A 13,195-nucleotide genomic window follows, 5' to 3' on the forward strand; every position below is an offset into this window, starting at 1 on the left:
ACTGCTGTTGACGCGCGAGGGTGATGACGGCAAGGTAGCGGAATAGATCCCCCTTGATCGGAGGTTCGATGCTCTTATCCAGGCCCCGGACCGGCGGAGTGGCGGTGGTGGCCGGGCTGGTCGTGCTCGGCACGGCCACCGGCGCTCTCGCCGCTCCGAACGGAGCTGCCGACTCGCGGCAGCAGGCGTACGCGGCCGCAGCCGCATCCTCCGGCGTACCGGAGAGCGTGCTGCTCGGTGTGTCCTATCTGGAGTCCCTGTGGAACACGAACGCGGGGCAGCCGAGCACGAGTGGCGGGTTCGGCCCGATGCACCTGACCGACGTGACCTATGTGGCCTCGCTGCCGGCGACTGGTCTGGGTCGCGGCGCGGCGTCAGACGCGCCGAGCCAGACTGGTCGTCCAAGGGCCGAGGTCGCCGGCACGGATCAGGCCAGCACGGTTCAGGCCGCCGGTGCGAATCAAGCGGGCGCTGACGCGCGTGGCGACAGCGCGAGGCCGATGACCGCCGGGCCGCGCCAGGCCGGCGCGACCACGACACCGGCCACGGGCACCGAGACGCTGGAGGTGGCGGCGGCGCTGACCGGGCTGGACAAGGCGACGCTGCGCACCGACCCGGCGGCCAACATCCGGGGCGGCGCGGCGGTGCTCGCCCGGTACCAGCGCGCGCTGGGCGCACCGCTGTCCAGCGACCCGGACCAGTGGTACGGCGCGGTGGCTGAGTACGCGGGCGCGACCGACGCGGACAGCGCGCAGCAGTTCGCCGACGAGGTGTTCGACACCATCCGGTCCGGCGCTCAGCGCGTCACCGACGACGGGCACCCGGTGCGACTGGCGGCGACGGCCGGTGTGCCGGACCGGTCCTGGCTGGACAAGCTGGGCCTGCCCCGGCTGCCCGGATCCAGCAATCTGGAGTGCCCGAAGAAGCTGTCGTGCGAGTGGGTACCGGCGCCGTACCAGCAGCTGTCCGCGGACCCCACCGACTACGGCAACTACGACCTGGCCGACCGGCCGAAGACTCAGAAGATCCGGTACATCGTCATCCACGACACCGAGGAGAGCTTCGACGGGTCGCTGCAACTGGTGCAGGACCCGACGTACCTCGGATGGCACTACACGATCCGGTCCGCCGACGGGCTGGTCGCCCAGCACATCGCGACCAAGAACGTCGGGTGGCACGCGGGCAACTGGTACGTCAACTCGGCGTCGGTCGGCGTCGAGCACGAGGGCTACGCGGCGCAGGGCAGCTGGTACACCGAGGCGATGTACCGCGCGTCCGCGAAGCTGGTGCGGTACCTGGCCGACAAGCTGGACATCCCGCTGGACCGGCAGCACATCATCGGCCACGACAACGTGCCGGGCATCACGCCCGCCAACGTTGCCAGCATGCACTGGGATCCGGGACCGTACTGGGACTGGGCGCACTACTTCGACCTGCTGGGCGCGCCGCTGCACGGCACCGGCAACGTCCACAGTGGACTCGTCACCATCGACCCGGACTACGCCCGCAACACGCCGGCGTTCACCGGGTGCGACGGGACGGCGGCCGACGCGTGCGCGCCGCACGGCTCCTCGTCGGTGATCCTGCACACCGCGCCGTCGGCGGACTCGCCGCTGGTCACCGACATCGGGCTGCACCCGGACGGCTCACCGTCCACGATGTACATCTCCGACCACGGCGCCCGGGCGTCCGCCGGTCAGGTGTACGCGTCGGCCGGCACGCAGGGCAACTGGACCGCGATCTGGTACCTCGGCCAGAAGGCGTGGTTCTACAACCCGCCGTCGGCACGCACCGCGCGGTGGTCGACCGGGCTGGTCGCGGTGCCGAAGCCGGGCCAGGCCAGCATCCCGGTGTACGGCCGGGCCTACCCGGAAGCGGCCGCCTACCCGGCCGGCGTACCGGTGCAGACGATCGTCCCGATGCAGTACACGTTCGCGGCGGGGCAGCGGTACGCGGTCGGTGGCATCGTGCCCAGCGAGTACTACAAGTCCTCGACGTTCGACGGGTCGAGCCCTGGTGACCACACCGTCATCAGGGGCAGCATGAAGTACGTCCAGATCCAGTTTGGACACCGGATCATGTACGTCGACCTGAATGACGTCAACCTCGTCCCGGCCGATTGGGGGTCGCCTGCCTGAGGCGGACGACAGCCGGACTCCACGCCCGGCGTTCTCTCCCGAAGACCTGGGAACGCCGGGCGTGGACCCATCACCAAGCCTAACCGCATTTCCCCCCGACCCCTGCCCCCGAGGAGACCCCGTGGCACCACCCGTACCCGAGCCGGATCCGGCGCAGTCGCAGCCATACCTGGCGGTACGGGACCTGACCGTGCGGTTCGACACCGAGGACGGCGTGGTGCGTGCGGTCAACGGAGTGTCGTTCTCGGTGCGGCCCGGGCGCACGCTGTGTGTCGTGGGTGAGTCCGGCTCCGGGAAGAGCGTTGCCAGCCTCGCCATCCTCGGCCTGCACAACCCCCGGCGTACGCGGCTGTCCGGACAGATCCTGGTCGGCGGCCGGGATGTCGTCGGGCTCGACGAGAAGCAGATCCGGACGATGCGCGGCCGGAGCATGGCCATGATCTTCCAGGATCCGCTCTCCGCCCTGCACCCGTACTACACGGTCGGCCGCCAGATCGTGGAGGCGTACCGCGTGCACCACCCCTCGGCGGGCAAGGCGGAGGCGCGCAGGCACGCCGTCGCGATGCTCGGCAGGGTCGGCATCCCCCAGCCGGACCGGCGGTTCGACCGGTACCCGCACGAGTTCTCCGGCGGCATGCGGCAGCGCGTGATGATCGCCATGGCTCTGGTCAACCATCCCGACCTGCTGATCGCCGACGAGCCGACCACCGCCCTGGACGTGACGGTCCAGGCCCAGATCCTCGATCTGCTGGCCGACCTGCAGTCGGAGTTCAACACCGCGATCGTGCTGATCACGCACGACCTCGGCGTGGTCAGCCAGGTCGCCCACGACGTCCTGGTGATGTACGGCGGGCGCGCGGTCGAGCAGGGAACCGTCGAGCAGGTTCTGCGCCGCCCGCAGCACCCGTACACCTGGGGCCTGCTGGCCAGCGTCCCGACGCTGCGCGGCGACCCGGACGCCGACCTCACCCCGATCAGCGGCAGCCCGCCCAGCATGATCAACCTGCCGGCGGGTTGCGCCTTCCACCCCCGGTGCCGGTACGCCGGCGAGACCGAGGGGCGGAGCACCACCGAGATCCCGCTCCTGCGCCCGGCCGGTGAGCCGGACCATCTCGTCGCGTGTCACCTCAGCGACGCCGACCGTGCCCGGCTGCGCGAGCACGAAGTCACGCCGACGGAGGTGGCATGACCAGCCAAGAGCGGCCGCTGGACGGCTCTGCCGGCGCCCTTGGGGGCGATGCCGGGGCCAACGCGATCGCCGACGCCACCGCCGAGGCCGATGGTGGCGGGACGACCGTCCGCCAGCGGGAGCCGGAGCGCACCGGCGAACCGCTCCTTGCCGTCGAGGGGCTGACCCGGCACTTCCCGGTACGCGACGGCCTCGGGCCGCGCTCCGTCGTGCGGGCGGTGGACGGCATCGACTTCGAGGTCCGGCCGGGCGAGACGCTCGGACTGGTCGGGGAGTCGGGCTGCGGCAAGACCACCACCGGCCGGATGATCGTGCGCCTGCTGGCGCCGACGGCCGGGCGCATCCGGTTCGACGGCCGGGACATCACGCACATGCGCGGGCGGGCACTGCGGCCGCTGCGCCGGGAGCTGCAGATCATCTTTCAGGACCCGTACTCGTCGCTGAACCCGCGGCACACCATCGGCAAGATCATCGCCATTCCGTTGCAGGTCAACGGCGTGCGTCCGGAGGGCGGGATCAAGCGGCGGGTACAGGAGCTGCTGGAGATCGTCGGACTCAACCCGGAGCACTACAACCGGTACCCGCACGAGTTCTCCGGAGGGCAGCGCCAGCGGGTCGGCATCGCCCGCGCGCTGGCGCTGCGGCCCCGGCTCATCGTCGCCGACGAGCCGGTCTCTGCCCTGGACGTGTCGATCCAGGCCCAGGTCGTCAACCTCCTCCGCGAGCTGCAGCGGGAGCTGGACCTGGCGTTCCTGTTCATCGCGCACGATCTGGCCGTGGTGCGGCACTTCAGCCACCGGGTCGCGGTGATGTACCTCGGCAAGATCGTGGAGGTCGGGGAGCGGGACGACATCTACCGCAACCCGCGGCACCCGTACACCCGGGCGCTGTTGTCCGCTGTCCCGGACGTCGACGCGCCCGGGGGCGCCTCCGGACGGATCCGGCTGGCCGGCGATCCGGCGTCGCCGGCGAACCCGCCGTCCGGCTGCCGGTTTCGCACCCGGTGCTGGAAGGCGCAGGACATCTGCGCGACCGAGGAACCCGCGCTGATCCGGCGCGAGGGTTCGGCACAGCTGACCGCGTGCCACTTCCCGGAAACGGAGCCGCCGCGATGACCTGGGACTGTGCTCGCCTCCGCCACAGACCGGCTCCGGCTGCGCTCAGTCGGGTGAGTTGTGACTGTGCTCGCCTCCGCCACAGACCGGCTCCGGCTGCGCTCAGTCGGGTGAGGACGTACCAGACCGGGAGGTGGTCGCGGTGAGCCTGTCGCCGGCCGACGACATCGCGCTGTCCGAGATCGGACCCGCCGGGCCGCAGTCGCAGGCGGCCGGGGAGCAGCTGGTCGGGCGGTCGCCGGGCCAGCTCGCCTGGGCCCGGCTGCGCCGGGACCGCACCGCCATGATCAGCGGAGCGGTGCTCGCGCTGCTGTTCATCGTCGCGCTGGCCGCCCCGCTGATCGAGCGGCTGTACGGCGTCGGGCCGCAGCAGCAGTTCCAGAACGCCCTCGACTCGTACGGCATGCCGCTGGGCTACTCCGGCGGGGTCACCGGCGGACACTGGTTCGGCCTGGAGCCGGGGCTGGGCCGGGACATCTTCATCCGGATGGTCTACGGGCTGCGCACCTCGCTGTTCGTCGCGCTGACGGCGGCCGTCATCACCACACTGATCGGGGTGGCCGCCGGCGTGGTGGCCGGGTACCTCGGCGGCTGGGTCGACGCGGTCATCACCTGGGTCACCGACTTCGCGCTCGCGATGCCGTTCCTGATCGTCGCGCTGGCGTTCGTGCCGACGGTGGCCCTGCGCTTCTACGGCCAGCGGGAGGCGGAGCCGGCGTTGTTCCGGGTCGCGGTGATCATCGTGGTCTTCGCCCTCTTCGGCTGGACCAGCGCCGCCCGCCTGGTACGCGGCCAGATCGTCTCGTTGCGCGAGCGCGAGTTCGTCGAGGCGGCTCAGGCCAGCGGCGTCGGCCTGGCGCACATGCTGATTCGCCAGCTCCTGCCGAACATCTGGGCGCCGATCCTGGTCTCGTTCTCGCTGGCGGTCCCGTCGTACGTGACGAACGAGGCCGTGCTGTCCTTCCTCGGCGTCGGTGTCGTCGACCCGACCCCGGACTTCGGCGCGATGATCTTCCGGAGCATCAGCTACCTCCCGACCGACCCGACCTACGTGTTCTTTCCCGGCGTGACGATCTTCGTGCTCGTTCTCGCCTTCAACCTGTTCGGTGACTCGTTGCGCGACGCGCTCGACCCGAAGTCCTCCCGCTGAGAGGTCGCCGTGCTGCGTTTCCTGACCAGACGACTGCTGTCTGCCGTACTCGTGCTGTTCGCGGTCAGCGTGCTGAGCTTCCTGATGTTCTTCGCGCTGCCCCGTGACCCGGTGACCGCGATGTGCCCGAAGAACTGCAACCCGGCGCGACTGGAGCGGGTACGGCAGGAGCTGGGCCTGTCCGACCCGCTGTACCAGCAGTACGTCGGGTACATGAAGGGCATCTTCGTCGGGCGTGACCTGAGCAGCGCGCTCGGCGGCCACTGCGACGCGCCGTGCCTCGGCTACTCGTACGTCAACAGCGAACCGGTCACCCGCACCATCACCCGCGTGCTGCCGGTGACCCTGAGCATCGTGCTCCCGGCGGCGGTGCTGTGGCTGGCGCTGGGCGTCGGGCTGGGGATGATATCGGCGCTGCGCCGCGGCACTCTACTGGACCGATTAGCCATCGGCTTCTCGCTGGCCGGTGCCTCGCTGCAGCTGTACTTCGTCGGTGCGGTGCTGTTGCTGGTCTTCTGCTACACGCTGCACGTCGTCCCGGTTCCGCACTACACGTCCATCTGGTCCAACCCGCTGGACTGGGCCGACGGGCTGGTACTGCCGTGGGTGACGCTGGCGTTCCTGTTCTCCGCGATCTACGCGCGGCTGTCCCGGGCGCAGATGCTGGAGACGCTGTCCGAGGACTTCGTGCGCACCGCCCGGGCGAAGGGACTGTCGAAGTCCACTGTGTACGGACGGCACGCGCTGCGCGCGGCGATCACGCCGATCGTCACCATCGCCGGTATGGACGTCGGCGCCGCGCTCGGCGGCACGGTGGTCACCGAGACGACCTTCGGCCTGCAGGGGTTGGGGCGCACCGTGTGGGACGCGGTGCGCGAGGGCGACCTGCCCACGCTCATGGCGACGGTGCTGATCGCGGCGGTCTTCGTCGTGGTCGCGAACATCCTCGTCGACGTGCTTTACGCGTTCATCGACCCGCGGGTACGCCTGCGGTAGACGACGCACGGCCCGCCGGCCGGGTGAGGCACGCGCCGCCCGGCCGGCCGAAGGCTTTTCCCCGCAGGTCACCGAACCGCAGCGTCACCGAACCGCAGCGCCACCGAACCGCGGCGTCACCGAACACCGCAGCGCCACCGAACACCGCGATGCCACCGAACACCGAGATACACACCATCTGAAGGAGGGGAACGACATGCGACGACGAGTCGCGGCAGCCACCGGCTGCCTGCTCGCGCTGGTCATGACGTTGGCTGCTTGCAGCAAGAACACGGGACAGCACGGCACGACCGACAGTAACCGCAAGCTGGTCGGCGTGATCGCCACCGACCCCAAGGACTCGCAGGGGCCGGCACCCGAGGTGACCGGTGCGAGCAAGGGCGGCACGTTCTACGTCCTCAAGTCGGCGAAGATCTCGCACCTCGACCCGCAGCGGATCTACTCGTTCGTCGGCCTTCAGGCCGCGCCCCTGTATGCCCGCACCCTGACCACGTGGAAGGACGACGGCAAGGGGAACCTGAAGCTCGTCGGTGACCTCGCCACCACGCCCGGCGAGGATGTCAACAAGGACTGCAAGACCTGGAAGTTCACCGTCAAGGATGGGGTCAAGTTCGAGGACGGCACCGCCATCACGTCCAAGAGCATCGCCTACGGCATCGCCCGCTCGTTCGACGCCGACCTGACCGGAGGCCCCACCTACATTCAGGAGTGGCTGGCCAACTCGGCCGACTACGACACCGCGTGGGACTTCAAGGCGAACAAGGCCAGCCTGCCGCCGGGGCTGACCACGCCGGACGACAAGACCCTGCAGTTCCAGTTCGCCAAGCCGCACTGCGACCTGCCGTTCGCCGCGTCGCTGCCGTTCACCGCGCCGATGGAGCCGGCCAAGGACACCGGCGTAAACCTGGACACCCAGCCGCTCGCGTCCGGGCCGTACAAGGTCACCAAGAACGTGCCCGGGGTCGAGCTGGACATGGAGCGCAATCCCAACTGGGACCCCGCCACCGATCCGGTGCGCCACCAGTACCCGGACAAGTTCGTCTGGCGCTTCGGCGCCGACCGGGACTCGGCCGACAACCGAATGATCAGCGACAGCGGACCGGACCAGACCGCCCTGGCCTGGGACGACGTGTCGACCTCGCTGATGGCCAAGGTCGCCGGAAACGCCGCGCTGAGTGACCAGGTGCTGACCTCGCCGACGCCGAGCGAGGCCCGGTTGAGCATCAACATGCAGCGGGTCACCGATCTGAGCATCCGGCAGGCGCTGAACTACGCCATCGACCGGGACGACCTGATCAAGACGCTCGGCGGCGCCAACGTGGCCGAACCGGTGACCACCCTGATGCCGCCCAGCACGATCGGGTACCAGGCATACGACGCGTACCCGGCCGGCAAGACCGGGGACCCCGCGAAGGCCAAGGAGGTGCTCGCCGGGAAGACGCCGTCGCTCGTGCTGGCTGTCATGGACGACGAGCAGGACCTGGAGCTGGGTACCCAGCTGAAGAACAACCTGGAGAAGGCCGGCTTCAAGATCACGGTGAAGCCGGTTCCCGAGGACTCGATGCTGGACGCGGTCGGGGAGAAGAACAACCCGTGGGACCTCTACATCTCCAACTGGGCCGCGGACTGGCCCAGCGGCGCGTCGATCCTGCCGCCGCTGTACGACGGCCGCGGGATCAAGGACTCGGGCAACAACGACGTGTCCTACATGAATGATCCCGCGATCGACGCGGAGTTCGACCGGGTGCTGGCGATGGATCCGGCGCAGCAGGGGCCCGAGTGGGCGAAGCTGGACCAGCGCGTCATGAAGGAGATCGCTCCGGCCGTACCGCTCTATGTGGACGTCCGCTACGTGCTGCACGGCTCGAAGGCGGGCGGACTCTACGTCGGCAGCGTCTTCGGGTACCCGGCGTTCACCAACGCCTTCGTGAAGTCCTGACCCGGTAACGCGTACACCGGCCGCCGCGCGAGCCCGCGCGGCGGCCGGCTTCGCCCGATCGCGGATCTCGCAGACGTCGCGCCTCCCGCTTCGCTAGATTGGGTAACGTCGTCGTACGGCAGCGGGCCGGAAACGGTGGCGGTGCCTCACGTTCCGCCGCGCCGTGGGATCGGGGGGCCACACGTGATCGGCGTTGGCGTCCTGGACCGGCTGCGTCACCGCGATCCGGAGTACCGGAGCTCGCTGCGGGCGCTGCGGCTGACCCTCGCCACGGTACCCGCCTTCTACGTGTGCCTGTACGTCGTCCACGACGCGATCATGGCGACGTACCTGGTGTTCGGAGTCATCGCCGCGGGTCTGTTCTTCCGGCTGCCCGGTTCGCCCCGCCGGCGGGCCGCCATTCTCCTCACCGTGCTGCCGGCGACCTGGGTGCTGATCACGGCGGGTACGCTGCTCGACCGGTCGGTGTGGGGATCGGTCGCCGTGACACTGGTCGTCGGCTTCCTGGTCGCCTTCTCCGGCGTGGGCGGCCCGCGGCTGCTCGGGCTGGCCAACGGCCTCCAGCTGTTCTACATCGTGGCGAACTTCCCGCCCCACCACGCGCACGCCACAGCCTCCCGGCTGATCGGAGCCACCCTGGGAGTGCTGCTCACCGCAGCCGCCGAGGTGCTGTTGTGGCCCGACCCGACACCGGTGTCGTACCCGCGGCGTCTCGCGGAGGCCGCCGATGCCCTGGCCGACCTGCTGGACACGTGCGCGGACCGGATGGCCGGGCGGAGCGTGACCGACGAGGACGTGGCGCGGCGCCAGGAGCGGGCCGAGCAGACCATCGAGAGTACCCAGATGCTCGGATTCGCGCGCACCGAGCGGCCCACGTCCTCCGGCCATCGGGATCGGGCTCTGCGTGACGGAGCGGCGACCACCCGGGAACTGGCCGAGCACGTGCGGCGACTGGTAGTTCTGCGGCAGGTCCGGGAGGGCAGCCACCCCGACCTGGAGGGTTCCCTGCGGGACAGCGCGCACGCGATGCGCACCGCCGCCCGCATCCTGCGCGACGGCACAACACCGCCGGGCGCGGGTGCCGCGCCGACCGCTCCGGTCCCGGGCGTGGACCCGGGATGGCCGCCCGACCGGCCGGCGCCGGACCGAGAGCGCCTCCGCTTGCTGGTCGATCTGTGGAGCATCGCGGAGCACGTCCGCATCTTCGAGATCGCCGCCCGGGTCGGCGTGGGCGAGCCGGTCGACTTCGGCGGCGGCCGCCCGCCGGGGTTCGGAACCTTCTGGTACCTGCGGCACAGCCAGCTCACACTGTTCGCCCGGCAACTGTGGCTGCACCTGACCCCGGCGTCGGTCTACTTCCAGGGCGCGCTGCGCCTCGCGGTCGCCCTGGCGGCGGCCCGGCTGGCGGCGGCGGAACTGAACCTGTCGCACGGTTTCTGGGCGCTGCTCGGAACCCTCACGGTGATGCGGACCTCCGCCATCTCCACCCGAGCCACGCTGGTGACCGCGTTCGGCGGCACCCTGATCGGGGCGATCGTGACCGCCCTGTTGCTGCGATTCGCGCACGGTCCGATCCCGTACGCGGTCGAGTTCGTGGTGGCCACGCTGCTGTCCTACGCCCTGGGTGCGGTGCTCGGTCTGGCCTGGGCCCAGGCCACGTTGACCATCATGATCACGCTCGTGTTCGCCCAACTCGCTCCGGCGGACTGGTCGCTGGCCGAGGTCCGGCTCCTGGACGTCCTGCTCGGCGCCGCCGTGGGCATGTTCGCCGGCCTGGTCATGTGGCCCCGGGGCGCGGCCGGTGAGGTGCGCCGGCGGGTGGGGTCCTTCCTGACCGTCACCGGCAGCCTCATCGAGCAGACCACCGCGACGCTGGTCGGCGATGACCGGCCGCGGCCGCCCGACGTGCTGTCCGTGGCCCGTCGGGAACGCAACCTCGCGGACGCGTCGCTGTGCGAGTACTACCTGGAGCGCCCGGACCCCCGGATGGCACAGGTGCACTGGGACGCCGCGCTGGTGGTCGGTGAGCACGTGGTGCACGGCGCGGAGATCCTGGTGTACGACGTGGCGCCCGGCTCCCTGGCCTCCTGGCCGGACGCGGCGAGCGTGATGACCGACGTGGCACACCAGCTGAGCGACCGGTACCGCGACCTCGCCGGGCAGCTGCCGTCGGGCCGGATCTGCCGACCGGTGGCCCTCGCGTTGGACCGCGCCGCGATCGGCGAGCGGGTGACCGCCATGCTCCGTCAGACCGGTGAGCGGCCCGAGGACGCTCGACTGATCGAGACGGCGGTGTGGCTCGCCAATCTCAGCGACAACCTCGAATGGATCCAGATCGTGTCCGGGCGGCCGCCGCGTCCCGCCCGGCCGCGCTGACCCACATGCGTCCGCGCGATCCGCTTCCCCGGTCACATCGATGATCCTTTCCGGGTCTACTCTGTGACCCCCACGGGAGAGGAATGAGACTCGGTGGACGAGCGTGAGTGGCTGGCGGAGCGCTTCGAGGAGCACCGGAACCGCCTGCGCGCGATCGCGTACCGGATGCTCGGCTCGTTCAGCGAGGCCGACGACGCCGTACAGGACGCCTGGCTGCGGGTCAGCCGGGCGGACACCGGCAGCGTGGAGAACTTCGCCGGCTGGTTGACCACGGTCGTGGCCCGAGTGTGCCTGAACGCGCTGCGGGCGCGGGCGTCGCGGCGGGAGGATCCGCTGGACTTTCACCTGCCCGAGCCGGTCATCACCCCCGAGTCGGGGCGACTCGACCCCGAGCAGGAGGCGCTGCTGGCCGACTCGGTCGGGCTGGCGCTGCTGGTGGTGCTGGACAATCTCGCACCGGCCGAGCGGCTGGCGTTCGTCCTGCACGACATGTTCGCCGTACCGTTCGAGGACATCGCCCCGATGATCGAGCGGTCGCCGGCCGCCGCGAGGCAGCTCGCGAGCCGTGCGCGCCGTCGGGTCCAGGGGCAGGCCCCGACCCCCGACCCGGACCTGGGCCGCCAGCGCGAAGTCGTCGACGCGTTCTTCGCCGCCGCCCGCAAGGGGGACTTCGACGCGCTGGTCGCCGTCCTCGACCCAGACGTCGTGCTGCGTTCCGACGGCGGCCCGTCGCGCCCGCGCCTGACGTTCGTCATGCGCGGTGCCCGGGACGTGGCCAGCCAGGCGCGGGTGTCCGCGTCGCTGTCGCCGTTCGTACGGCCGGCGCTCATCAACGGAGCCGCCGGGGTCGTCGTCGCTCCGAAGCGCCGGGCGCAGTTCGTCATGGCGTTCACCGTCGCGGGCGGCCGGATCGTGGCCATCGACGTGCTGGCCGACCCGGAACGCCTGGGCGACATCGACCCGGCGCTGCTCGGCGACTGATCGCGGCGGTCAGTCGCCGACGCTGGCGGTCAGTCGCTGTCGCGGACGGTGACACCGGCCGGCAGCGTGGCGTCCCCGTCGCCAAAGGCGGCCGGTGCGGCCGGGCCGCCGAAGCCGGTCGGTGTGTCTTCGCCGAAGGCGGCCGGTGCGTCCCCGCCGCCCGAGCCGGCCGGTGCGGCCGGGCCGCCGGTGGCGTGGCGTGCGGACGGGCCGTCCGTCGAGGCCGGCGGGTCGGTGGCGCGGAACCTGTCCAGGGCGGCCGCCCGCGGATCGAACGGGAGGCGGGCGAGCTTCGAGACCAGTGACCACATCTCGCGCTCGGGCGCGATGCCGCCCGGCAGGCGCAGACCCAGCGCCTCGGTCAGCGGGCGCCGCCCGACGTTGACCATCGCGCGTACCGCCGCGGCCCAGTCGTCGGTGGCCACCACCGCGATCCGGTACCAGACGTGCGCGAACGCGACGAGCAGGAGCACGGCGGCGACCGGTACCGGCGACCACGGCCGCGCACCGGCGACGAGGGTGCCGGTCACGGTCAGGGCGACGATCAGGTGGCCGTAGAGCAGGCAGACGAAGAAGTCCACGGTGGTACGGGCGCGGTCCACCTGCTTGCCGGTCAGCTCCGGCGCGACCGCCGAGAGTTCGTACCAGAGAACCTGCGAGTCCAGCCGGAACCGGTCGTGCCCGTACTCCTCGAACCTGCGGATCGCGTTGCCGAGCCGGGTTGCGACGACCTGGTCGTCGTCGACCGGGAAGCGGAACAGCCGTTCGCGCAGCAGAGCGTGGCGGGGCGCACCGACCCGGGCGTCCCGGGCGGCGTACCGGCCGACGACCGGGTGGGTGCGCAGCGCGGTGAGAGCCGCCCGCCCGGCGTCGTCGAGGGTGCCGTCCCGCTCCGCACGGTGCAGTTGCCACGCGCTGATCCGGTCCGCGAGCAGGTGCTTGCGGTACAGCATGCGGTCGCGTGCGGCGCGGAACAGCCACTCGGGCCACCCGAGGTAGCCTTCGAGCAGCCGGTACAGCGGAGTCTGCAGCGCGGCGAGGACCAGCGCGCAGACCACCACGGCGCCGAGGGTCACCAGTGCGCGGCTCGAGTCTCCGTCGACGAGGTCGCCGATGGAGGGCACTCCGGCGGAACCGGAGAGGATGAGCACGGCGAGCACGACGTTTACCGCGGTGGGCAGCAGCCAGCCGACGAGCAGGGACCATCCGCCGTCCAGCGCGCCCTTGACGATCTCACTCACTCGCTGGCCACACTCCGTACCCTCTCGCGGTTGTCACGACGCTTCGCACGATGCTTCTCGGGGGGGGGGG

General features: G+C 71.0%; 9 protein-coding genes. 8 read left to right on the forward strand and 1 reads right to left on the reverse strand.

Translation table 11 applies throughout. The features are described 5' to 3' along the window. Positions 1-68 precede the first annotated feature (68 nt). The 8 genes from Raf01_RS18725 (at position 69) to sigJ (ending at position 11,884) form a co-directional block, all read left to right on the forward strand. Positions 69-2,138, forward strand: coding sequence for an N-acetylmuramoyl-L-alanine amidase (locus Raf01_RS18725; protein ID WP_203919208.1), 2,070 nt, complete (start codon positions 69-71; stop codon positions 2,136-2,138). A gap of 121 nt (positions 2,139-2,259) precedes the next feature. Then, positions 2,260-3,327 (forward strand): ABC transporter ATP-binding protein, encoded by a 1,068-nt coding sequence (locus Raf01_RS18730; RefSeq protein WP_239133727.1) that lies wholly within the window; start codon positions 2,260-2,262, stop codon positions 3,325-3,327. Next, positions 3,324-4,442 carry an ABC transporter ATP-binding protein gene (locus tag Raf01_RS18735; protein WP_203919210.1) on the forward strand — a complete coding sequence of 373 codons (1,119 nt, stop codon included), beginning with the start codon at positions 3,324-3,326 and terminating at the stop codon, positions 4,440-4,442. The genes Raf01_RS18730 and Raf01_RS18735 overlap by 4 nt, the downstream gene beginning before the upstream one ends. A gap of 142 nt (positions 4,443-4,584) precedes the next feature. Then, the gene (locus Raf01_RS18740) at positions 4,585-5,592 is read left to right on the forward strand and encodes an ABC transporter permease (RefSeq protein ID WP_203919211.1); all 1,008 of its coding nucleotides are present in this window, start codon (positions 4,585-4,587) and stop codon (positions 5,590-5,592) included. Between the two features lie 9 nt (positions 5,593-5,601). Then, positions 5,602-6,588, forward strand: a complete 987-nt coding sequence (locus Raf01_RS18745; protein ID WP_203919212.1) for an ABC transporter permease — start codon at positions 5,602-5,604, stop codon at positions 6,586-6,588. Positions 6,589-6,784: 196 nt separating this feature from the next. Then, positions 6,785-8,527, forward strand: coding sequence for an ABC transporter substrate-binding protein (locus tag Raf01_RS18750; protein WP_203919213.1), 1,743 nt, complete (start codon positions 6,785-6,787; stop codon positions 8,525-8,527). Between the two features lie 183 nt (positions 8,528-8,710). Beyond that, the gene (locus tag Raf01_RS18755; protein ID WP_203919214.1) at positions 8,711-10,903 is read left to right on the forward strand and encodes an FUSC family protein; all 2,193 of its coding nucleotides are present in this window, start codon (positions 8,711-8,713) and stop codon (positions 10,901-10,903) included. Between the two features lie 93 nt (positions 10,904-10,996). After that, a complete protein-coding gene (gene sigJ / locus Raf01_RS18760) occupies positions 10,997-11,884 on the forward strand; it encodes an RNA polymerase sigma factor SigJ (protein ID WP_203919215.1) in 888 nt (295 codons plus the stop codon). Positions 11,885-11,913: 29 nt separating this feature from the next. On the opposite strand, the gene Raf01_RS18765 is transcribed toward sigJ, so the two are convergent. Then, positions 11,914-13,125: a hypothetical protein gene (locus tag Raf01_RS18765; protein WP_203919216.1), complete on the reverse strand. Its 1,212-nt coding sequence runs from the start codon at positions 13,123-13,125 to the stop codon at positions 11,914-11,916. Positions 13,126-13,195 lie beyond the last annotated feature (70 nt).

Source organism: Rugosimonospora africana, from assembly GCF_016862975.1.
GTDB classification, from domain to species: Bacteria; Actinomycetota; Actinomycetes; order Mycobacteriales; family Micromonosporaceae; genus Rugosimonospora; species Rugosimonospora africana.